The organism is Dactylosporangium sp. NPDC049140 (assembly GCF_040648435.1).
On the sequence record NZ_JBEZDS010000001.1, the window covers coordinates 776764 to 797082 of the forward strand.

The 20319-nt window shown below is 70.5% G+C and carries 21 protein-coding genes; 12 read left to right on the plus strand and 9 right to left on the minus strand.

Annotated features, from left to right (window positions below; all coding sequences use genetic code 11):
* Positions 1–11 precede the first annotated feature (11 nt).
* Positions 12–3200 (minus strand): S8 family serine peptidase, encoded by a 3189-nt coding sequence (locus AB0B76_RS03535; protein ID WP_360368562.1) that lies wholly within the window; start codon positions 3198–3200, stop codon positions 12–14.
* 571 nt (positions 3201–3771) lie between these two features.
* Positions 3772–3951 (minus strand): hypothetical protein, encoded by a 180-nt coding sequence (locus AB0B76_RS03540; protein ID WP_360368565.1) that lies wholly within the window; start codon positions 3949–3951, stop codon positions 3772–3774.
* Between the two features lie 41 nt (positions 3952–3992).
* Here AB0B76_RS03540 and AB0B76_RS03545 point away from each other — a divergent pair, with 41 nt between their 5' ends.
* Complete coding sequence (locus tag AB0B76_RS03545) at positions 3993–4679, plus strand: HAD family hydrolase (RefSeq protein WP_360368568.1); 687 nt, start codon at positions 3993–3995, stop codon at positions 4677–4679.
* A 124-nt stretch (positions 4680–4803) separates the two neighbouring features.
* A complete protein-coding gene (locus AB0B76_RS03550; RefSeq protein ID WP_360368570.1) occupies positions 4804–5148 on the plus strand; it encodes an STAS domain-containing protein in 345 nt (114 codons plus the stop codon).
* A 1-nt stretch (position 5149) separates the two neighbouring features.
* Here the strand turns inward: AB0B76_RS03550 and AB0B76_RS03555 are convergent, their stop codons facing one another.
* On the minus strand, positions 5150–5521 hold the full coding sequence (locus AB0B76_RS03555) for an ATP-binding protein (protein ID WP_360368573.1): 372 nt from the start codon (positions 5519–5521) through the stop codon (positions 5150–5152).
* 105 nt (positions 5522–5626) lie between these two features.
* On the opposite strand from AB0B76_RS03555, the gene AB0B76_RS03560 reads away from it, so the two are divergent.
* Positions 5627–5992 (plus strand): TraR/DksA family transcriptional regulator, encoded by a 366-nt coding sequence (locus tag AB0B76_RS03560; RefSeq protein WP_360368576.1) that lies wholly within the window; start codon positions 5627–5629, stop codon positions 5990–5992.
* Here AB0B76_RS03560 and AB0B76_RS03565 read toward each other — a convergent pair.
* Positions 5942–6163 (minus strand): hypothetical protein, encoded by a 222-nt coding sequence (locus AB0B76_RS03565; protein WP_360368579.1) that lies wholly within the window; start codon positions 6161–6163, stop codon positions 5942–5944. The two genes, AB0B76_RS03560 and AB0B76_RS03565, sit on opposite strands and share 51 nt — an antisense overlap.
* Positions 6164–6231: 68 nt before the next feature.
* On the opposite strand from AB0B76_RS03565, the gene AB0B76_RS03570 reads away from it, so the two are divergent.
* The 4 genes from AB0B76_RS03570 (at position 6232) to AB0B76_RS03585 (ending at position 8973) form a co-directional block, all read left to right on the plus strand.
* On the plus strand, positions 6232–6702 hold the full coding sequence (locus tag AB0B76_RS03570) for a hypothetical protein (RefSeq protein WP_360368581.1): 471 nt from the start codon (positions 6232–6234) through the stop codon (positions 6700–6702).
* Between the two features lie 137 nt (positions 6703–6839).
* Entirely contained in the window at positions 6840–8477 is a 1638-nt protein-coding gene (locus tag AB0B76_RS03575; protein WP_360368764.1) for a sodium:solute symporter family protein, read from the plus strand.
* A 30-nt stretch (positions 8478–8507) separates the two neighbouring features.
* Positions 8508–8789, plus strand: a complete 282-nt coding sequence (locus AB0B76_RS03580; protein ID WP_360368584.1) for a hypothetical protein — start codon at positions 8508–8510, stop codon at positions 8787–8789.
* Positions 8790–8826: 37 nt separating this feature from the next.
* The gene (locus AB0B76_RS03585) at positions 8827–8973 is read left to right on the plus strand and encodes a hypothetical protein (protein WP_360368587.1); all 147 of its coding nucleotides are present in this window, start codon (positions 8827–8829) and stop codon (positions 8971–8973) included.
* Here AB0B76_RS03585 and AB0B76_RS03590 read toward each other — a convergent pair.
* The gene (locus AB0B76_RS03590; protein WP_360368589.1) at positions 8951–9259 is read right to left on the minus strand and encodes a hypothetical protein; all 309 of its coding nucleotides are present in this window, start codon (positions 9257–9259) and stop codon (positions 8951–8953) included. The two genes, AB0B76_RS03585 and AB0B76_RS03590, sit on opposite strands and share 23 nt — an antisense overlap.
* 3 nt (positions 9260–9262) lie before the next feature.
* On the opposite strand from AB0B76_RS03590, the gene AB0B76_RS03595 reads away from it, so the two are divergent.
* Genes AB0B76_RS03595 through AB0B76_RS03605 form a run of 3 tightly spaced genes read left to right on the plus strand, consistent with a single transcriptional unit; the run spans position 9263 to position 12417 of the window.
* Entirely contained in the window at positions 9263–10183 is a 921-nt protein-coding gene (locus AB0B76_RS03595) for a hypothetical protein (protein WP_360368592.1), read from the plus strand.
* Between the two features lie 39 nt (positions 10184–10222).
* On the plus strand, positions 10223–10918 hold the full coding sequence (locus tag AB0B76_RS03600) for a response regulator transcription factor (RefSeq protein WP_360368595.1): 696 nt from the start codon (positions 10223–10225) through the stop codon (positions 10916–10918).
* Positions 10919–10953: 35 nt separating this feature from the next.
* Entirely contained in the window at positions 10954–12417 is a 1464-nt protein-coding gene (locus tag AB0B76_RS03605; protein ID WP_360368598.1) for a HAMP domain-containing sensor histidine kinase, read from the plus strand.
* A gap of 474 nt (positions 12418–12891) precedes the next feature.
* Here the strand turns inward: AB0B76_RS03605 and AB0B76_RS03610 are convergent, their stop codons facing one another.
* Together AB0B76_RS03610 and AB0B76_RS03615 are read right to left on the minus strand one after the other, a co-directional pair.
* Positions 12892–13554 (minus strand): response regulator transcription factor, encoded by a 663-nt coding sequence (locus AB0B76_RS03610; RefSeq protein WP_360368601.1) that lies wholly within the window; start codon positions 13552–13554, stop codon positions 12892–12894.
* Between the two features lie 320 nt (positions 13555–13874).
* Positions 13875–15062, minus strand: a complete 1188-nt coding sequence (locus AB0B76_RS03615; protein ID WP_360368604.1) for a sensor histidine kinase — start codon at positions 15060–15062, stop codon at positions 13875–13877.
* Between the two features lie 168 nt (positions 15063–15230).
* On the opposite strand from AB0B76_RS03615, the gene AB0B76_RS03620 reads away from it, so the two are divergent.
* Entirely contained in the window at positions 15231–16100 is an 870-nt protein-coding gene (locus AB0B76_RS03620) for an ABC transporter ATP-binding protein (protein ID WP_360368607.1), read from the plus strand.
* On the plus strand, positions 16094–18529 hold the full coding sequence (locus AB0B76_RS03625) for an ABC transporter permease (RefSeq protein ID WP_360368610.1): 2436 nt from the start codon (positions 16094–16096) through the stop codon (positions 18527–18529). Before AB0B76_RS03620 ends, AB0B76_RS03625 begins: the two co-directional genes overlap by 7 nt.
* A 77-nt stretch (positions 18530–18606) precedes the next feature.
* Here AB0B76_RS03625 and AB0B76_RS03630 read toward each other — a convergent pair whose 3' ends face one another.
* Together AB0B76_RS03630 and AB0B76_RS03635 are read right to left on the minus strand one after the other, a co-directional pair.
* Positions 18607–19053, minus strand: coding sequence for a Rieske (2Fe-2S) protein (locus tag AB0B76_RS03630; RefSeq protein ID WP_360368613.1), 447 nt, complete (start codon positions 19051–19053; stop codon positions 18607–18609).
* Between the two features lie 17 nt (positions 19054–19070).
* Positions 19071–19595, minus strand: a complete 525-nt coding sequence (locus AB0B76_RS03635; RefSeq protein ID WP_360368767.1) for a DUF6529 family protein — start codon at positions 19593–19595, stop codon at positions 19071–19073.
* Between the last annotated feature and the right edge of the window lie 724 nt (positions 19596–20319).

Sequence of the window (20319 nt, forward strand, 5' to 3'; positions counted from 1 at the left end):
GCAGGGGTGGATCAGGTGCCGATGCGGTTGAGCCTCGGGCTCACCGTCACGGTGCTCTTCACGATCGTCGTGCCCGGTACCGCGGGCGTGCTGACGGACGTGGTGACCTCCCCGTTGCCGGGTATGAGGCCGAACACGGTCACGGTGTAGGACGTCGACGCCCCGGGCACCGGTTCGGTGCTGACGATGCGCAGGTCCTCGGTCGGCAGGGTGTTGTACAGGCCCTGGCCGCCCGTGCCGTTGACGTTCTCGGCGCCGACCGCCAGGTTCTGCCCGTTCGGCAGAGCCCCGACCGTCGCCGGGTCGTAGGCGAACACGATGTCCTGCACGCCGTTGATGCCGATCCAGGTCTGGAACCGCCGGGTCGTCGCCGTGCCGAAGTCGTTCACCCGCCACTCGACCACGAGCCACGAGTCGACCCCGTCGGTCAGGTTGGCCACGTAGATGCCGTCCGCGCCGGTGCCGTTCAGGTCGGTCCAGAACGGGGCCAGCACGTTGTTGGGCTTCGACGGGTCCGGGATCGGGGGCGGGTCGAAGACGCTGTTCTCGTTGCTGTCATCGCTGCCCGGATACATGTACCCGTTCGACGAGATGGTGAACGAGTTGTACGTGACGCCGTTGTACACGTAGTCGGGCACGTTGAACGAGAGCAGGCTTTCGTCGGTGACCGGCGTCGGGGTGATCCCGAACAGATCCAGGGGCAGATACCCGGCGATGGTGCCGGGCGTCAGCGACGGGGTACCAGGAACGGCCCCGGCAATGGGCGCGCCCTTCTTCTCCGCCTTGAACGGGTTCACGACCTTGGCGCCGTTGGCCCCCGCGATCGGGAGGTTCAGCGACGTCGTGGTGGTGAAGTCCGCCGTGGTGTCGTTGAAGGTGTTGTTGGTGGCCGTGACCGTGCACTTGCTGGTCTGCAGCAGACCGATCGCGGCCGGCGTGCAGGTCTGGGTGACCGTCACGTCGCCCTGCTTGGGCACGAACGCCACCGGCAGATGCAGCGTCGGTACCCCGCCGGTGACCGGCACGAGCCGGACCTCACCGAAGTACTGGCCCTGCGCCGCGCTGGACTTGATCGTGATGCTGATCTGCTGGCTCTTGCCCGGCGCGACGGAGAACACCGCCGGCGTCGCCGTGATCGAGGAGCCCTTCGGGGAAGTCGTCTCGACGCGGTACAGCAGCGTCTTGTTCGTGACGTTCTTCGCCGTTCGAACGGCGGTGAGCTTGCCCGGCATGACGGGCGCGTTCACCGACGGCAGGTTGATCTGCACCGCGTTGACCGGGTCGTTGCCGAGGGCGAACATCCGGTCGGCCGTCTCGTCGAACGTCAGGCCGGGGTTCGCGGCCAGGTTGACCTGGACGCGGCCCGAACCGAGGTCGAACGGGTCGGCCGGGGTGACCCCGTCCTCCTTGACCACCTTGGTCGTCGCCGTGGTCATCAGCGACGACTTGATCTGACCCGGGGTGAAGCCCGGGTGCAGCGCCTTCTCCAGGATCGCGGAGCCGGCGATGTGGGGGGAGGACATCGACGTGCCGGCGATCGCCTGGAAGTAGTTACCCGGCGGGCCGACGGCGATGTCATCCGGGGTCGGCGTGTTGCCGGCCAGGATCTGGGTGCCGGGCGCGGTGATGTCGGGCTTGATGAAGTTGCCGCCCGGGCCGCGCGACGAGAAGCTCGCCATCACGTCACCGGCCTGTGTTCCCTTCTCGCCCTGCGTGAAGCTCGCCGTGACGTTCGGGTGAGCCCCCATGTACGCCAGGAACGGCGCCCCGTTGCCCAGGTGCACCGCCGGCAGCCAATGGCTGTCGCTCAGCGTCTCGGCCGCCGGGTTGTTGTACAGGATCATGCCGGCCGCGCCGCCCTGCTTGACCGTGAAGCCCTTGAGGACCCGGTTCGGCCCGCGCTGGCACGCCACGATCTTGCCGGTGAACAGACCGGCGGGTGGCGTCTTGATGCAGAGCGGGTCGCTGTACGGAGCCGCGGAGGCCAGCACGACCGGCAGCGGGGTGGAGATACCGGGCGTGATCGAGGTGCCGATCAGCGACGCCCCCGTGCCGTCCGAGGACTGCAGCGTGAGCGTGGACTGGAACGCGCGCTTCTGGGTGGACGCGGCCACCGTGGTCACCCACGGCGACAGGTGGTCGGACGTGCTCGCGCCCGGTCCGGCGTTGCCGGCCGAGGCCGCGACGAAGACGCCGGCCTTGTACGCGTCGAAGAACGCCAGCTCCACGATGTCGGTGTACGGGCTCGCGCCACCCGAGATCGAGAAGTTGATGACGTTCACGCCGTCCTTGATCGCCTGGGCGACGGCGGCGGCGGAGTCGGTGCCGTAGCAGCCGGTGGCCCCGCAGACCTTGTACACCGAGACCCACGCGCCGGGCGCGATGCCGTTGACCGGCCCGCGCTCGATGTCGAAGATCTTCGCCGAGGCGACCGGGTCACCGGCGGCGGTCGACGCGGTGTGCGTGCCGTGACCGTCGGAGTCCCGGGCGGTGTACCCGTACACCTCCATCGGCTGCAGCGCGTTGTAGGTGTCCAGGAAGCCCTTGCCCCCGATGAGCTTCTTGTTGCACACGAACGGGTCGCTCGCCGGGGTCAGCGGGTTGTCGCCGAAGTCGCACGCGCGGGCCGTACCGTCGGCCTTGGCGGGCGGCGCGCCGAGGTTGCCGTTGTCGGCGAAGGACGGGTGCTCCGGCCAGACGCCACTGTCCAGCGAGCCGAAGATCACGCCCTTGCCGGCGTTGGGCGCCCCGCCGAGCTGCGGGTACACCTGGTCCGCGCCGATGAACTGCGGCGAGGAGTCCGTCTGCGGCTGCCGGGCCGAGTCGGCCTGGACCGCCACCACGTTGTCGATGGCGAGGATGGTCCCGATCTTGTCGGCCGGCACGGAGAGCGCGATGCCGCCGTAGACCGTCCGGAGCCGCTGCCCGACCTTGGCGTCGGGCACCTGCTTCTTCAGGTCGGCGAGGAACTTGTCCTCGATTCCGGCGATCCGGTTCTCGTACCGCTTTTCGTCGGCGCTGCCGGACAGCGCCTTCCCCGTTACGGATGGGCTCGTCGCCGCATATCCGGCGATATCACCGGAATAGGTCGCGGTCGAGTCGTAGTCGAGCTTGACCGCGATCGCCACCTTGGCGGTGTCGGAGCGGTTGAGCAGGGACGGGTCGGTCTTGGCCATTCGGCTCGTCGGTGCCTTGGCCATCTCGGACTGCTTGGCCGGTTTGAGGTTTTCGACGGCCTTCAGGCTGCCTGCCGGGATTGGTGCCGCTTCGCTCGGACTCGCCGAGACGATAACGAACAGAGGCGGAAGGAGTGCGCTCGCCACTGCGGCGTGCACCCATCTCCGTCGGCCCATCGTGCCCCCTCTCGCTGGTGGAGGTGATGCCTCAACATGCCAGCTTTCGTACGCACGGAAAAGAGGGGTTCACGCTGTGACATCGAATCGTGAAAAGCCGGTAGGGCAACGGCGAGGGTCGGTCCGAATTAGCCGTACCGACCGCATTTGACATTTATTGCCGTCGTTCGTCCGGGGGGCGGCACACGACGACGCCGGGCAGGCCGAGGAGCCCGGGGATCGGGCCCGGGATCGGTGCGACGATGTACGAGGCGGGCGCGGCCGGCTCGAGGAGGTCGGCGGGGCCGGGCACACGACGGCGCCGGCTCCCGTGGCGCCTGGTCAGGCGCTGGAAGCCGGCGCGGACAAGCCGGGCTATCACCCCAGGGGTCTCATGGATCGAATCCATGCTCCGAGGGGTTGCCCCATTCAGGCGTGTTTATTCATCCATGCCCGCGAGGCCGCGCGGGCTCTCCGCCTCACGGGCGTGTTCGGGGCCGCCGGCCATCTCCCCGGCGAGCGTGACGCTGCAGTGCTCGGAAGCGAAATCGCCGAGGTCGTCCTCGTCGAAGCCGGGAAAGGGCTCGGCGACGGCGACCGGTTGTTCTTGCTCGGTCATGGATCCAGTGATACCCCGGCCGGGGTGGGTATCACCCGCACATGACCAAACCCGTGACGGGCGTTCTCTTTGATGTGGACGGCACCCTGGTCGACAGCGTGTACCTGCACGTTGCCGCCTGGTGGCAGGCGCTGCGCCAGCACGACCACGACGTGCCGATGGCGCGCATCCATCGCGCGATCGGCATGGGCTCCGACAAGATCCTCGACGAGCTCCTCGGGCCCGGCCACGACCCGTCGGACGACGACGCGATGCGGACCGCGCACTCCAGCCTCTATGCGCCCCACTGGCCGGCCCTGCGCCCGCTGCCCGGGGCCCGGCCGTTGCTGGACACCTGCGCGAACAGGGGCTTGAAGGTGGTACTGGCGACATCCGCTTCCCGCCCGGAGCTCGACGCGCTGCTGCGCTGCCTCGACGCGGACGCATCCCTTACCGCGGTGACGAGCTCCGACGACGCCGAGCAGAGCAAGCCGGCGCCGGACATCGTGGAGGTGGCGCTGGAGCGCTCGGGGCTGTCGGCGGACGAGACGGTGTTCGTGGGCGACTCGGTGTGGGACGTGCATGCGGCCGGCAATCTCTCGATTCCGTGCATCGGGCTGACGTCCGGGGGATTGTGCGCGGCGGAACTGCTCGACCACGGGGCCGCCGGGATCTATGCGGATCCGCAGGATCTGCTGGACCACCTCGACGAGGCGCTGACCACGGCGTTCAGAATGGCGCTGGCGTAGAAACGGTGGGATGAGGCGGTCAGCCGGTACGCCGAGCACGTCGGCGGGCAACCGCGCTGTGCGTTTGAAGTCCACCGATTGGGTACCCCACACTGTTGACCAGTGAATCGGAAGGGAACGCCAGGTGGTTGACGACGACGAGGCGATCTGGGAGCTGGAGACGCACCGGCGCGGCGGCCGTGCGCACATGATGCTGACGGGGGAACTCGACCTCGACACCGCCCCCAGCCTGCTCACGGCCGTCGTGGGGGAGCTCGACGCCGGCGCCGGGGAGGTCGTGGTCGACCTCACGCACCTTTCCTTCATCGACTCGAGCGGCCTCGGCACGCTCGTCGGCTGCTGGCGGCGGGCGAAGAGCGCGGGCGCGAAGCTCGTCGTGGCCCACCCGAACGAGGACGTGCGGGTGACGCTGGAGATCACCGGGCTCGACCAGATCCTGCCGATCACGAACGAGCCGGTCGCCAACTGAGTCAGGCCGCGATCTCCGCCCAGACGGTCTTGCCGCCCTGGTGGGGCCGCACGCCCCAGGCGCGGGCGAGGGTGTCGACGATCTGCATGCCCCGGCCCGACATGCTGGTGAGGTTGTCGATCTCGGCGATGCGGGGCACCTGGTCGCTGCCGTCGCCGACCTCGATGATGAGCCCGTCGCCCCGGCGCAGCAGCCGCAGGACCGCCGGCGGCATGCCGTGGCGCAGGGCGTTGGCGACGAGCTCGTGGCCGACCATTACCGCGCCGCGGGTGAGATGGGGCAGGCCCCAGGCCTCGACTGCCAGGGTGATCACGCGGCGCGCCCAGCGGGCCTGACCCGCGAGCACGTCGACCTGGATCGAATCCCCCTCCACGTATTCATGGTGCCCTGCGGGGGTCGCAAAAAACAGTCAGGTTTGGGCCACCACCCGGGCGGGCAACCCGGAAGCCAATCCATCGCCGCGACACCGGGGGGCCCGATGACGCTCGTTTACCCTGAGACCCGTACCCAGGAAATCCGTACGGCCCTGCTCGGCCGGCGGGAGGAGCTGGAGGCGGAGCACGCCGTGACCGTGGCGGAGATGACGCTCGCGGGCGTCGTGGACGCCGGCGACGACGTGGCGGACCTGGGCACCAAGGCGTTCAACCGGGAGCAGGAGGCCGCGCTCGCCCTGTCGATCCGGACCCGTCTGGACCAGGTCGACCGGGCGCTCGAGCGCCTCGACGCCGGTCACTACGGCACCTGCGAGACCTGCGCCGGCGAGATCCCGGTGGCCCGGCTGGCGGCGTTCCCCTCAGTCACCCTCTGCGTCGCTTGCAAGAGCCGCAGTGAGTCGCGTCACTAGTCCCAGCGCCCGCTCGGCCGCGCTCTGCAGGTGCGGCAGGTACTCCGGGGCCGCCCCCGTGCGCGCCAGGTCCTCGGCGAGGAAGGTCGTGTAGTTCAGCACCGCGCCGAGGGCGTTGGACAGGTCGTGGGTGGTCGCGGCGACGGTGGCGCGCAGCGCATCATCGCTCATCCGGCCCCCCGCCCTCCGTCGACTGGCTAAAGTGAGTCCCGTTCGCGAAGGTAACGGGGCGTAGTCATGTGGTAACTCTTGTCACAGCCGCGCTGGTCGCGGCCGTCTTCCTGCGGGCGGCCGCGGGCTTCGTGCGTGGCCGGGACCCGTTGCGGCGCGACGTTGCCCTCATCTTCCTGCCGACGCTGGCGGTGTGCGCCAACGCCGTGTTCCGCGACCTGTCGCACCGGCGGCTCGCCGGCCGCCTCGGCCGGGTGCCGCGCCGGCTGAACAGGACGCTGCTCGTGCTCATGCTGGGTAGGCGGCGCCACGTGCACGTCGTGCACGACACCACCGGTACCGATGCCGTCCTGCTCCTGGGCCACGACCTCGAGCGCATCGCCTCGGTCTGCCGCTCCGGCACACGCCTGCCGCACGAGCGCCTCGAATTCGACGTGCCGGCGCTCCTCGCCGCGCGCCAGCCGGTCCGCCTGCCGAAGGACCACCCGCTCGCGCTGGCGCCTTTCCCGACAAACCCTATGCAGCCGCCGATTTGGTGACAATTCTGTCAAACCACCTAAGTCGTGCGTGATGGTTTGATCCTCGCCCTTGGCTGGGTAGGAGCCTCGACGCTCCACTCGTACCGGCACAAGGGGAGGAACGGGTGCAGACATTCGCCGATGGGCTGCGCCTGCAGATGGACGCGATGGACTACGTCCTGCTGGCGCTCTACTTCATCACCGTCCTGGGGGTGGGTCTCGCGGCCCGCCGCTCGATCCGCAACAGCGTGGATTTCTTCCTGTCCGGGCGTTCGCTGCCGGCCTGGGTGACCGGCCTCGCGTTCATCTCCGCCAACCTCGGGGCCCTGGAGATCCTGGGCATGGCCGCCAACGGGGCCAAGTACGGCCTCATGACGCTGCACTACTACTGGATCGGCGCCGTGCCGGCCATGGTGTTCCTGGGCATAGTGATGATGCCCTTCTACTACGGCTCGAAGGTGCGCAGCGTCCCCGAGTTCATGCGGCGGCGCTTCAACCGCCCCGCGCACATGCTCAACGCCCTGTCGTTCGCGCTGGCCCAGGTGCTGATCGCGGGCGTCAACCTCTACGCGCTCGCACTGATCATGCAGGCGCTGCTCGGCTGGCCGCTGTGGACCGCGATCATCGTGGGCGCCGCCATCGTCCTCGTGTACATCACCCTGGGCGGTCTCTCCAGCGCCATCTACAACGAGGTGCTGCAGTTCTTCGTGATCATCGCGGGCCTGCTGCCCATCGCCATCGTCGGCCTCGTCAAGCTCGGCGGCATCGGCGGGCTCTTCGACGCGGTACGCAACAGCACCAAGCTCGGCGACGCCGGCCTGCACACCTGGGCCGGCACCAGCGGCAGCGACAACCCGCTCGGCGCATCCTGGTGGGGCATCGTCTTCGGCCTCGGCTTCGTGCTCTCCTTCGGCTACTGGACGACCAACTTCGCCGAGGTCCAGCGCGGTCTGTCGGCCCGCAACATGAGCGCGGCCCGGCGCACGCCGATCATCGCGGCGTACCCCAAGCTGCTGATCCCGTTCGTCACGGTCATCCCCGGCCTCGTCGCGCTGGTGACCGTCAAGGGCCTGGGGGCGGACACCGGCGACCTGCAGTACAACAACGCGGTCCCGCTGCTGATGCGTGAGTTCCTGCCCAACGGCGTGCTCGGCATCGCCGTGACCGGCCTGCTCGCCTCGTTCATGGCCGGCATGGCGGCCAACGTGTCCGGCTTCAACACCGTGTTCACGTACGACCTCTGGCAGGAGTACGTCGCCAAGGACAAGCCGGACGGCTACTACCTGCGGGTCGGCCGGATCATCACCGTCGTGGGCGTGGTGATCGGCATCGGTACCGCCTTCATCGCGTCCGGCTACAGCAACATCATGGACTACATCCAGGCGCTGTTCTCGCTGTTCAACGCCCCGCTGTTCGGCGCGTTCATCATCGGCATGTTCTGGAAGCGGATGTCGGCCTGGGCCGGCTTCTGGAGCCTGCTGCTCGGTACGCTCGCCGCCTTCATCACCTACGCCGGATACAAGTGGTTCGGCTGGTTCACGTTCGGCTCCGACCTCGACGAGTCGTTCTGGGGCGCCGGCATCGCGTTCGTGGTGGTGGCCATCGTCGCCGTCATTGTCACGCCGCTGACCCGGGCGAAGGAGGAGTCCGAGCTCCAGGGCCTGGTCTACGGCGTGGGCAGCCACGACCTGCGGGCCGACGCGATCGCCGGCGACACCGCCTGGTACCGCTCGCCGGTCCTGCTCGGCTCGGGCGCCCTGGTCCTGGCCTTCGTCTTCTACCTGCCGTTCCTGTAGGCCTTCGTTCGTTGATAGGGGTGAACTTCCATGAGTGACGAGCAGAAGGTCGACACCGCCCGGGCCGCGCGCCTGTTCGACGTCCGGCGGGTCATCGGGGGCCTGTTCACGGTGTACGGCGTGATCGTGACGACCCTCGGGATCTTCGACTCGCAGGCCGAGATCGACAAGGCCGCGGGCGTGCGCATCAACCTGTGGATCGGGCTCGGGATGCTCGCGCTGGGGCTGCTGTTCCTGCTGTGGCAGTGGCTGCGGCCGGCCGAGCCGCCGGAGACCTCGGACATTCCGCCCGCGGATCACGTCCGGGAGTAGATGTTCTTTCGCGCTGCGGCGCCGCAGACTGCTCGGCATGGAAATCGTGCTGGCCGATGTGGCGCCGCAGCCGTCTGTCTCGCCCACGTCGGCCGTGGTCGTCATCGGCCTGGCCTGCCTGGTCTTCGTGGCTGCCCTGGCGGTGCTGATCGTCTGGCTCGTCAGGCGGCGGTCAGGCCGATGAGCAGCGAGGCGGCGTTCGCGCCGACGGCGATGAGCGTCAGTAGCAGTTTGTCGGTTTTTATCGCTTTTATTAGGACAAACGCCTCGATCGCCGTGGCGGTCACCTCGGCCGGCCAGAGCCGGTCCGGGTGGTGGCTGAGGAAGAGCCACAGGGCCGGGTGGGTCAGCAGGTTCACGAGAACGCCCAGCGCCGCCGCTTTCGCCGGTTTTGCGAGCTTCAGGGCCACGAGGGCTGCGGTGTACAGCGGCACCTCGACGGCGAGGGTCAGCAGCAGGGCCCGGAGCACGCGATGAAGATAAGCCTGCTCTTCGTGCTGGCCACCCTCGCCGCGCTCGGGATCGCGGTGCGCTCGCCGCTCATCGTGACCGTCGGCGGGCTCATCGCGTTCGGGGCGCTGCACAACGTGCTCGAGCTGCGCTATGTCGCCGGGCGCTTCTCGGCGTTGCTCACCGGGCGCTTCCTGGCGGTGCTGCTCGGGCTGGTCACCGCGATCGTGCTGTGCCGCCTCGCCGCGCTCGTGGTCGGCGACCCGGCCCGCCACGCCGAGATCCTCATCGGGTACGCGGTGCTGGCCGCCGCCTGCATCCACGCGCTGCGGGGCCGGCGGCTACTCGGTGCGGGGTTCGTCCTGTTCGTCGGGGCGGCGGTGTCGCTGAGCTTCCCGGGGTACCACTTCGTGGTCTTGGCTCATCTCCACAACGCCGTTCCGCTCTTCTTTCTGTGGGAGTGGGCGGGGCGGCTGCGGCGGCCGGCGCTGTTCCGGTGGACGCAGGTCGCGTGGGTGCTGGTCGTGCCCGCGCTGGTGCTGTTGGGCGCGATCGACTTCGCCCTGCCGGACGGCGTCGATTTCCGGCGGTTCCTGATCGCCCCGCCCGGCTCCTCCGACCTCGTCGGCACCCGGTTCCTGGTGGTGTTCGCGTTCCTGCAGACCATGCACTACTTCGTTTGGGTCTACTTCCTGCCGCGGTACGCCCCCGAAGCGCCCCGGTTCCTGCTCGGCCGGCGCGCGTGGCTGCTCGGCCTCGGGCTCGCCGCGCTGCTCGCCGTCCCCTTCGCGATCGACTACGCGACCGGGCGGGCGTTGTACGGCGCGTTCGCCTCGTACCACGCCTACCTGGAGTTCCCCGTGCTGCTCGCGGCCGTCGCAGGCGGTTCACAGCTGGTTATCAGGGAAACCGCACCGGGAGGTCAGGTACCGGCGGCAGTCTGAACAGGACAAGGGAAACTCTGACGCAATCTGGAGCGAATCATGACGCGGCTGCTTGTGGTCGACGACGAGCCCGACATCGTCGAACTGCTCTCCGCGAGCCTCAAGTACCACGGCTACGACGTCGCCAGCGCCACCAGCGGCCGCCAGGCGATGGAGGAGGCGCGGCGCTTCCGGCCGGACATGATCCTGCTCGACGTCATGATGCCCGAGCTGGACGGCTTCGAGGTGCTGCGGAAGCTCCGCGGCGAGGGCACCCGTGTGCCCGTGCTGTTCCTGACCGCCCGCGACGCCACCGAGGACAAGATCAAGGGCCTGACCCTGGGCGGCGACGACTACGTCACCAAGCCGTTCAGCCTCTCCGAGATCCTGGCCCGCATCCAGGCCGTACTGCGCCGGGTCGCCGACCCCGCGGGCGGTGCGTCCGCGCAGACGTCGCGGCTGAGCTTCGCCGACATCGAGCTCGACGAGGACACCCACGAGGTCTTCAAGGCGGGCCAGGAGGTGCAGCTGTCACCGACGGAGTTCAAGCTGCTGCGGTACTTCATGACGAACCCCGGTCGCGTGCTGTCCAAGGCCCAGATCCTCGACCACGTGTGGCAGTACGACTTCGGCGGCGACGCCGGCGTCGTCGAGTCCTACGTCTCCTACCTGCGCAAGAAGATCGACACCACCGAGCCCCGCCTGCTGCAGACCCTGCGCGGCGTCGGCTACTCCCTGCGGTTGCCACGCACATGAAGTCGTGGCCGCTCCGCGTCAAGCTAGTCGTTCTCATGCTCGTCCTGCTCGCGGCGGCCCTAGCGACGACCGGCATAGCCGGCGTGATCAGCACGCGCGACTACCTCATCAACCGCGTCGACGACCAGCTCCTGCAGAGCTTCAACGACGCCTCCCGCAACTGCAGCCCGGTCGGCCCGGACAACCAGAACGGCCACGGCCGCGGTCCCGGCGCACCGGTGCTGCGCAGCGGCTACTTCGTGGCCTGCGGCAAGCCCGACGGCTCCTTCGTGGACTCCGTGTTCACGCCGAGCACCAGCGACCAGGTCCAGCCGGTGACCCCGAAGACCTGGGACGGCATCGACACCACGCCCCTCGCGCCCAACATCATCGGCGTCTACTCGACCGTCGACTCCCGGGACGGCACGGGCCACGCTTGGCGCGTGCTCATCGCGTCACCGCCCACGGACCCGCCGCACCCCGTGATGATCGCGATCAGCTTCGACGAGATCGACAGCACGGTCAGCCGCCAGGTGGTGATGAGCGCGACGATCGGCGGGTTCGTCCTGCTGGTCCTGGCCGTGGTCGCGTACCTCCTGGTGCGCTCCAGCCTCCGCCCCCTCGTCGAGGTCGAGGAGACCGCCGAGGCCATCGCCGCCGGCGACCTGAGCCGGCGCGTGCCCGAGTCCGACCCGCGCACCGAGGTCGGCGGCCTCGCCCAGGCCCTCAACACCATGCTGGGCCAGATCGAGACCGCCTTCGAGGAGCGCCGCGCCTCGGAGGAGGCCGCCGTCGCCTCCGAACAGTCGGCGCTGGCCTCGGAGGGCCGCATGCGCCGCTTCGTCGCCGACGCGTCCCACGAGCTGCGCACACCACTGACGTCGATCCGGGGCTTCGCCGAGCTGTACCGCCAGTCCGGCCATCAGGACGAGAACATCCACCGAATCGAACACCACGCGACGCGCATGGGCCTGCTGGTCGACGACCTGCTCCTGCTGGCCCGCATGGACCAGCAACGCCCCTTGGAGAAGCGTCCGGTCGACCTGCTCTCCTTGGCCACCGACGCGCTCATCGACGCCCGCGTAACGGCCGGCGACCACCACCGCCTGCGCCTGCGCACCCCGAACAGCACCGACGCCGAGGCCGACACGGAGCCCCCGATCGTCCTGGGCGACGACGCCCGCCTGCGCCAGGTCCTGCAGAACCTGCTGTCGAACGCGCTGAACCACACCCCGCCCGGCACCGAGATCACCGTCTTCGTGGGCACTGAGGCGGACCAGGCCATCCTGGAGGTGGCGGACAACGGCCCCGGCATGACCGCCGAGGACGCGGCCCGGGTCTTCGAACGCTTCTACCGAACGGACCCGAGCCGAACGCGAGCCCTGGGCGGCTCAGGCCTGGGCCTGTCAATCGTCGCGGCCCTGGTAACCGCCCACGGCGGCCAGGTGTCCCTGACCACGGCCCCAGGCGAGGGCGCCACTTTCCGCGTGACCATCCCGCTCCTCCGCGAGCACCGTTGACGAGGCGGTCAGGTGCGGCTGGGGGCAACCTCCGCGGGCGCCTTTCCGTGACCATGCCGCTTGCTTCGCGGGACCATTGACGAGGCGGTCAGGTGCGGCTGGGCGCAACCTCCGCGGGCGCCTTTCCGTGACCATGCCGCTTGCTTCGCGGGACCATTGACGAGGCGGTCAGGTGCGGCTGGGGGCAACCTCCGCGGGCGCCTTTCCGTGACCATGCCGCTTGCTTCGCCGGACCATTGACGAGGCGGCCAGGTGCGGCTGGCCACGGCCTCCGGCGGGGACGCGACTTTCCGCGCGACCATCCCGCTTGCTTCGTGACGACCACGGCCCCGGCCATCGTCTAGTCTTCTCGCCCGCCGACGGGTCGGGTGGCCTCCTCGCCGCCGGGCGGGCATGGCCTCCCCCACCCGCTCGTGCACCACGCCCCGCTCTTCCTCAGGGCACTACTCCCCCCACCGGGCGCGGCTTGGCCGGTCAGACGCTCGCGGTCACCAACCCCGTCTCGTACGCCACGATCACCAACTGCGCCCGATCCCGCACCTCGAGCTTGGCGAGTATCCGCCCCACGTGCGTCTTCACCGTGGCCAGACTCAACCTGAGATGCGTGGCGATCTCGGTGTTGGACAGCCCGCGCCCGACGAGCTCGAGCACCTCCCTCTCCCGCTCGGTCACCCCGTCGAGCCGCCGCGGTATCGGCTTCTCCGGCTGCGGCCGCCGCGCAAACTCCGAGATGAGCCGCCGCGTAACCGACGGCGACAGTAGCGCCTCCCCGCCGGCCACGACCCGAACCCCATTGAGCAGCTCGACCGGCGGCGTGTCCTTGACGAGAAACCCACTGGCCCCCGCCCGCAGCGCCCCGTACACGTACTCATCGAGATCAAAGGTCGTCAACATCAGCACGCGCACGCCGTCGAGCTCCGGATCCCGGCAGATCAACTGCGTCGCCTCGATCCCGTTCATCCCCGGCATCCGCACGTCCATGAGCACGACGTCCGGCCGGTGCTCACCAGCCAGCCGCACCGCCTCGTCCCCGGTCCCGGCCTCCCCAACCGTGCTGCAGTCCCCACTGAGGTCGATGAGCGCCCGAAAACTCCCGCGGAGCAGCGCCTGATCGTCCGCAATCAGCACCCGAATCACAGTCCACTCCCGCCGCTCGTCTCCGGCTCGCGCGGCAGCGCTCGATTGTCCGGAGTCAGCTCCTGAATCACAGCCCGTCCCCGCCGCTAGTCTCGGGCCCGCGCAGCAGCGCCCGATCGTCTGCAATCAGCACTCGAATCACAGTCCACTCCCGCCGCTCGTCTCGGGCCCGCGCAGCAGGACTCGATTGTTTGGAATCAGCACCCGAATACAGCCCATCCTCGCGGCTCGTCTCGGGCCCGCGCAGCAGCGCCCGGTCGTCTGCAATCGGCACTCGAATCACGGTCCACTCCCGTCGCTCGTCTCCGGCCAGCCCTGGTTCATGTCGCGCCCCCCGCCGCCGGTAAGAGCGCTCGCACCGAGAACCCGCCCTCGGTCCGCGGCCCGGCGCTGAACGTGCCCCCGTGCAGCGCGACCCGCTCGCGCATCCCGATCAGCCCGTGCCCCACGCTGCCGGTGCGCGTCGGGCGCTTCCCGTCGTCGTCCACCTCGATGCTCACCTGGTCGGCCCCCACCACCACGCTCACGTGGCACCGGGCCGGCGACGCGTGCTTGACGACGTTCGTGATGGCCTCCTGCACGATCCGGTACACGGCCAGCTCCACCGACTCCGGCATCCCCGCCGCCTCCGCCTCCTCGGGCCGATCGACGTCGAGCCGCACCTGGACGCCGCCCACGGAGGCCAGCTCGACGAGGGCGGGCAGATCACGGAGGCCTCGGGTCGGCGCGTACGGCGTGTCCTCGCGCAGCATGTCCAGCACCCGGCGCACCTCGAGCATCGCTGTCCGGCCCGTCGCCTCGATCACCTGGAGCGCGTCACGCGCCTCGGCCGGGCTCGCCTCGGCGACGTGGTTGCCGATCGCGGCCTTCACCACGATGAGCGTCATCGTGTGCGCGATGACATCGTGCAGCTCGCGGGCCACCCGGAGCCGCTCCTCGACCGCGGCCCGCTGGAGCATCTGCCGGTTGCGCTCGGCGGCCTGCGCGCGGCGCTCGCCCAACGCGAAGCCGAACGTCTGGGCGGGCGCGATGGCGATGAACCCGAAGAGCGCGGCGAAGGCCCTCCCGGGGCTGTCGCCGGAGGGCGATCCGCCGGAGGCGACGATCGGACCGATCATGCCCGCGCTGACCAGGGCGCCACAGGCGATGCTCGTGCCCAGGCCTTTCCAGTCTCGTGCGCGAGTGCCGAACGTGTAGAAGACCAGAGCCAGTGCGAACCCCGGGCCGATCCCCGCAAAGTCGGGGACGATCTGGGTGGCCAGACTGACCGCCGATGTAATGGTCACGGCCAAGGCCATCGGATAGGGCCAGCGCCGCCGGAGGGCGACGGTCAAACCGAACACCACGGCGACGAGCATCGACACCCAGGTCGGCTCCTGTGGTCCGTGCATCGGCGCCGCGAGCGCCGCCGTGCTGCAGAGTACGGCGACAAGGATCGCGACGAACGCGTCGAGAGCGTACAGACCCTTTGGGGTGAACCGCCGGGTCAGCACCGGTGGCAGTTCCATGGGCTCGACGGTAGCGGTCGGGGCGGTTTTGCGCGTCGGCCTGCGAGCCGTCATACCCAGGTATGAGAGAGAGGCCGATCGCGGCTCGGCGTACCACAGTGGTCGGAACGAAAAGTGTCAATCACGGTCCGATGCGCGACCCGGCCCCGAGACGGCAAGGTTTCGGCCATGACGACGCAGACCGTTGTTCTGGAGAGCGTCCGGGCCGCTTATGGCGACGGCGCACGGCAACTCGTCGCGCTCGACCACGTCTCGGTGGCGTTCGAGCGTGGCACGTTCACGGCGGTGATGGGACCCTCCGGCTCCGGCAAGTCGACGCTGCTGCACTGTGCGGCTGGCCTCGATCGCCCGGTCGGCGGCTCGGTCACCGTCGACGGGGTCGTGCTCGACAACCTGAGCGAGGACGACCTCACGCGGCTGCGACGCGATCGGATCGGGTTCGTGTTCCAGGCGTTCAACCTGGTCTCCGCGCTCACCGCCGAGCAGAACGTCTCCCTGCCGATGCGCCTCGCCGGTCGCCGCCCACCCGCGGCGGACGTGGTGGCCGCGCTCGCCGCGGTCGGGCTGGCCGACCGGCTCCGGCACCGCCCGAGCGAGCTCTCCGGCGGCGAGCAGCAGCGGGTGGCCGTCGCCCGGGCCCTGATCAGCCGCCCGGCGGTCGTGTTCGCCGACGAGCCGACGGGCGCGCTGGACAGCGTGACGTCGCGCCACATTCTCGACCTGCTGCGAGCGCTCGTCGACGAGCATGCCCAGACGGTGGTGATGGTGACCCATGACCCGGTCGCCGCCGCCCGCGCCGACCGGATTGTGTTCCTCGCCGACGGCCGGATTGTCGACGACATCCGTGGCCCGCTCACCGCCGAGGCGATCGCGGCCCGCACCGCGCACCTCGAGGAGCCGATGGCGGCGAGCGCCACTCACCTCGAGGAGCCGATGGCGGCGGCCGCCACTCACCTCGGAGGGCCGACGGCGGCGGCCGCCACCCACCTCGAAGGGCCGACGGCGGCGAACGCCATCCACCTGGAGGGGTCGTGCTGAAGATCCGCCGGATGGCCGGCGCGCTCGTCGCCGTGGTGGTCGGGATCGCGCTGGTCGTGCTCGCCCTGCTGCTGCTCCTCGCGGGCCGTCCGATCGTGCCGGACCGGCTCGCCGCGGCGGCCGTGGTCGTGCAGGCCCCCGGGAGCCGCAGCCCGGCCGAGGCGTTTCCGCCGACGGTTCCGTGGTCCGCGGCCAGGACGGAGGAGCTCCGCCGAGAGCTCACCGCGCTACCCGGTGTTGAGGCCGCCATTGCCGATCGGAGTTTCTACGTCCAGGCGCTCGTGGACGGGCGGCCGCCGGCGGTTGCGGGGCAGCGGCAGGACACGTCCGAGGGGCACGGCTGGTCCTCGGCGCGGTTGGGCGGCCTGTCGCTCGTCGCCGGGGCGGAGCCTCGAGGGCCGGGCGAGGTTGTCGTCGACCGGGCGCTCGGGTTCCGGCCGGGGGACCCGGTGACGCTGCTGACCGCGACGGGCCCGGTGCGGTACACCGTGACCGGACTGGTCGATGCGCCCGGCTATCTGGTGGCGGACGAGGTGGCCGCGGAGCTGGCACCGGGAGTGCGCGCGATCGGGCTGGTGCTCGGGGCGGACGCGGACCCGAGCGCGGTGGCGGCGGCCGCGCGCGGAATTGTCGGGACCGGCGGGAGGGTGCTGTCCGGCGACGAGCGGGGCGCGCTGGAGCCGCGGGACGACGCGCGGGCCCGGTGGATCGGCATGCAGGCGCTCACCGGGGTGGCGACGCTCGCCGGGTTCGTCACGGTGTTCGTGGTCGCGTCGACGTTCGCGTTCACCGTCGCCCAGCGAAGGCGGGAGCTCGGGCTGCTGCGGGCGGTCGGGGCGACGCCGCGGCAGGTGCGGCGGATGGTGTACGGCGAGGCGCTGCTCGTCGGCGTCGTCGGAGCCGTCCTCGGCATCGTCGTCGGGGCGGCGGCGGCACCGATCGTGGCGCGGATACTGGTCGGGGGCGGGTTCGAGCCAGCGACGTACGAGGTGCGGTACGGGCCGCTGCCGTTCCTGGTCGCGCTCGCGCTGGGGCCGATGGTCGCGCTGCTCGGGGCGTGGTCGGCGGCTCGGCGCGCGGCCCGGGTGCGGCCGCTGGAGGCGTTGCGCGAGGCGGCCGTCGAGCAGCGGTCGATGGGGCGGACGCGCTGGGTGGTGGGCGGGTTGCTGCTGGCGCTGGGCACGGTCCTGGCCATCGGCACGGCGACGGCGGACGATGCGCAGGACGGGGCGACGCTCGCGTTGTACAGCGCCATGGCGCTGATCACCGGGATGGTGGCGCTGGCGCCGGCGGCGGTGCGGCCGATCGTGCGGCTGTTGCGGCTGCCGTTCCGGCGCGGAGGCGGGGCGATCGGGCTGCTCGTGCGCGAGGGGGCGACGACCGCGGCGCGACGGACGGCGTCCACGGCGGCGCCGGTGCTGCTGACCGTCGCGTTCGCGGTACTCGTCGCGGGGATGGTGCGGACGTCGACGGCGGCGTACGCCGCGGGGCGGGCCGCCGGCGTCGACGCGGGGCACGTGCTGGTGCCGGACCGCACGCCGGGGATGTCGGATGCCGCCGTGGCCGCCGTACCGGGGGCTGCGATGCTGCCGAGCACTGTGTTCGCGGCCGAGAACGGGAGCGGGCCGGGCCTGCGGGCCTGGAGCGTGCTCGGGGTCGACACGGCCGCGTTCGCCCGGGCCGATCGCGGGGCGCGTGTCGTCGCGGGCTCGCTCGGAGACCTCGGTGGCGGGGACACGGCGGTGGTCACCGAGTCGGTGCGTCGCGGGGTCGGGGACGCGTATCCGGTGGTGTTCGCGGACGGCGAGCGGGTGTCGTTGCGGGTCGTGGCGGTGGTGGCCGATCGTTCGGTACGAGCGGATCTGTTGCTGTCGCGGGAGACCGTCCGGCGCCATGATCCGTCGGCGTTGACCTCGGCCATCTACCTGCCGGGCGGCGGGGATGCGGTGCCGGGTGCGCCGGCGGGTACCGGGGCACGGGTGATCGACGTGGCCACGTGGGCCGCCGAGGCGGACAGCTCCGAGGACCGGCTCGTATGGCTGTTCACGTTGATGCTGATCGGGGTGTCGGCCGGGTACGGGGCGATCGCGGTCGCGAACACGCTGCTGATGGCGGCCCAGGGGCGCGGGGCCGACCTGCGGGTGATGCGGCTGGCGGGGGCGACGCGCAGGCAGGTGGCCGGGTACGTCGCGGCGGAGTCGGCGCTGGTTGTGCTCATCGGGGCGGTGCTCGGCGGGGTGGTCGCGTTCGGGGCGCTCGTGAGCATCCGGGCCGGGCTCAGCCAGCAGGTGGGGGCGGCGGTCGAGCTGGTGGTGCCGTGGTCGGTCGTCGGCGGGGTGGTTGGGCTCTGTCTCCTGCTTGCGCTGCTGGCGGGGGTGCTTCCCACCCGGCGGATGCTGCGGGAGCGTGCGATTCGGATGCCGTCATGAGCGGGCGGAACGGCGGCAATCGAGTGCCCGCCGTCCGTCCGGTGTGGACAGTCGGCGGGCACTCGACCCTGTGGGAGTTAAGCCTTGGAGATGGCGTCGCCGGTGACCTTGATGGCGATCGCGGCGAGCGCCTTTTTGGCGGGGCCGGCGGCTACGGTGCCGTCGGCGACCTTGAAGCGGCTGCCGTGGCAGGGGCAGTTGATGGTGCCCTCCGACACGTCGCCAACGATGCAGCCGGCGTGGGTGCAGACGGCGGTGAAGCAGCGGAAGGTGCCGGCCGTGGGCTGCGTGACGACGATCTTCTGGTCGGCGAGGACCTTGCCGCCGCCGACCGGGATGTCGCTCGTGCTGGCGAGGCTCGCGCCACTCGGGGCGGTCTGGTTCGTCCCGCTGTTGTCGTCGTCGTTGGCGTCGTCATCGGCGGGGGCGCTGTCGAGGCCGTACGCGGCGCAGCCGGAGAGTGCCGTCGCGAGGCCGACCGCGCCGGCGCCGGCCAGCAGGGTGCGTCGGGTAGGAGTGCCCATGGTTCTTCGCGCCCCTTTCAGAGCTTGACGCCGAACGTGGTGAAGAACCACAGGGCGGAGGTGACGAACAGGCCGGCCAGCGCGGTGAAGACGAGGCCGCCGAACAGCGGCAGCGCCCAGTTGGGGACGCCCTTCTTGGCGAGGATCAGCATCTTGGCCGCGAAGACGCCGTAGAAGAAGCAGCCCAACAGGGAGTGCAGGAGGACGCGGGTGTTGTAGTCGTCGAAGCCGAGCGCGTAGAGGCAGTGCAGGGCCACGGGAATGGAGGCGATGAAGGCCAGGCGGCCGGACCAGCGGTGCACGGGGCCGAGCCACTGGGCGTTGTTCAGGATCGGGATCTTGCCGTACATGACGAGGGCGGTGAAGAGCTGCACCAGGGCCAGGACGAAGGCGACCGTGGCCAGCCAGACCTTGACCGTTGCCGGGCTGGAGAAGCCGGCGACGTTCACGGCGATGCCCGTCGGCTCGTGGAGCTTGCCGTAGACGCCCAGGCCGGCGGCGACCAGGCAGGCGACCAGGAACGGGACGATCAGGGTTGCGATGGTCTTCGGGCTGGTCGGGGTTGTGGCCGGAGCGGTGGCCGGGGCCGTGGGGGCGGCCAGCGCTGGGGTCGCGAAGGCCGGGGTCGCGGAGGCCGGGGTCGCGGAGGCCGGGGTCGCGGAACCGGGGATGGCTGAGTTGGCGATGGCGAACGACGGAACGGTGGAGACCGGGAGCGGGGAACCTGGGACACCGGAGGCCGGCGCCCCCGAGAACGGGAGTGCGGAAGCTGGGACTGCGGAGGCCGGGACGCCCGAAGCCGGGGCTCCAGAGGTCGGGGCTGCGGACGCCGGAGACCCTGGCGCGGGGAAAGCCGTTGGGAGCGGTGCGTTTGGAGTCGGAGTGGGATAGGTGGGTGCGGAGGGCTCCGGTGGGGAGTACGTGGGCGGTGGCGTCGGAGGGGAGTAGGTCGGAGGCGGCTCCGGGGCAGAGTAGGTCGGAGGGGAAGTCGGGGCAGAGTAGGTCGGAGGGGAAGTCGGGGCAGAGTAGGTCGGAGGGGGAGTCGGAGCGGAGTAGCTGGGAGGGGGAGTCGGGGCGGAGTAGGCGGGTGCGGCTGGGAATGAGGGCTGGGCGGGCTCGGGGTACAACGGGTCGACCGTGTAGGCCTGGGGTACCTCGAACGGCTTGGCGTCCGACGGTGGTAGGGGCGACGGGTCCGGGATCGGGGGGAACTCCACGCGCTTCAGTGGCTCGTCGGCGTTGTTGAGCGGGGCGGTCATCTCGCGG

Bases quoted from the DNA above. Each gene is read 5' to 3' on its own strand.
- AB0B76_RS03580 (WP_360368584.1), top strand. From the start codon at position 8,508: ATGAGTGACGAGCAGAAGGTCGACACCGCCCGGGCCGCGCGCCTGTTC.
- AB0B76_RS03565 (WP_360368579.1), bottom strand. From the start codon at position 6,163: ATGAGCGATGATGCGCTGCGCGCCACCGTCGCCGCGACCACCCACGAC.
- AB0B76_RS03595 (WP_360368592.1), top strand. From the start codon at position 9,263: ATGAAGATAAGCCTGCTCTTCGTGCTGGCCACCCTCGCCGCGCTCGGG.
- AB0B76_RS03575 (WP_360368764.1), top strand. From the start codon at position 6,840: ATGGACGCGATGGACTACGTCCTGCTGGCGCTCTACTTCATCACCGTC.
- AB0B76_RS03540 (WP_360368565.1), bottom strand. From the start codon at position 3,951: ATGACCGAGCAAGAACAACCGGTCGCCGTCGCCGAGCCCTTTCCCGGC.
- AB0B76_RS03620 (WP_360368607.1), top strand. From the start codon at position 15,231: ATGACGACGCAGACCGTTGTTCTGGAGAGCGTCCGGGCCGCTTATGGC.
- AB0B76_RS03630 (WP_360368613.1), bottom strand. From the start codon at position 19,053: ATGGGCACTCCTACCCGACGCACCCTGCTGGCCGGCGCCGGCGCGGTC.
- AB0B76_RS03585 (WP_360368587.1), top strand. From the start codon at position 8,827: ATGGAAATCGTGCTGGCCGATGTGGCGCCGCAGCCGTCTGTCTCGCCC.
- AB0B76_RS03535 (WP_360368562.1), bottom strand. From the start codon at position 3,200: ATGGCCAAGGCACCGACGAGCCGAATGGCCAAGACCGACCCGTCCCTG.
- AB0B76_RS03560 (WP_360368576.1), top strand. From the start codon at position 5,627: ATGACGCTCGTTTACCCTGAGACCCGTACCCAGGAAATCCGTACGGCC.
- AB0B76_RS03615 (WP_360368604.1), bottom strand. From the start codon at position 15,062: ATGGAACTGCCACCGGTGCTGACCCGGCGGTTCACCCCAAAGGGTCTG.
- AB0B76_RS03600 (WP_360368595.1), top strand. From the start codon at position 10,223: ATGACGCGGCTGCTTGTGGTCGACGACGAGCCCGACATCGTCGAACTG.
- AB0B76_RS03545 (WP_360368568.1), top strand. From the start codon at position 3,993: ATGACCAAACCCGTGACGGGCGTTCTCTTTGATGTGGACGGCACCCTG.
- AB0B76_RS03605 (WP_360368598.1), top strand. From the start codon at position 10,954: ATGCTCGTCCTGCTCGCGGCGGCCCTAGCGACGACCGGCATAGCCGGC.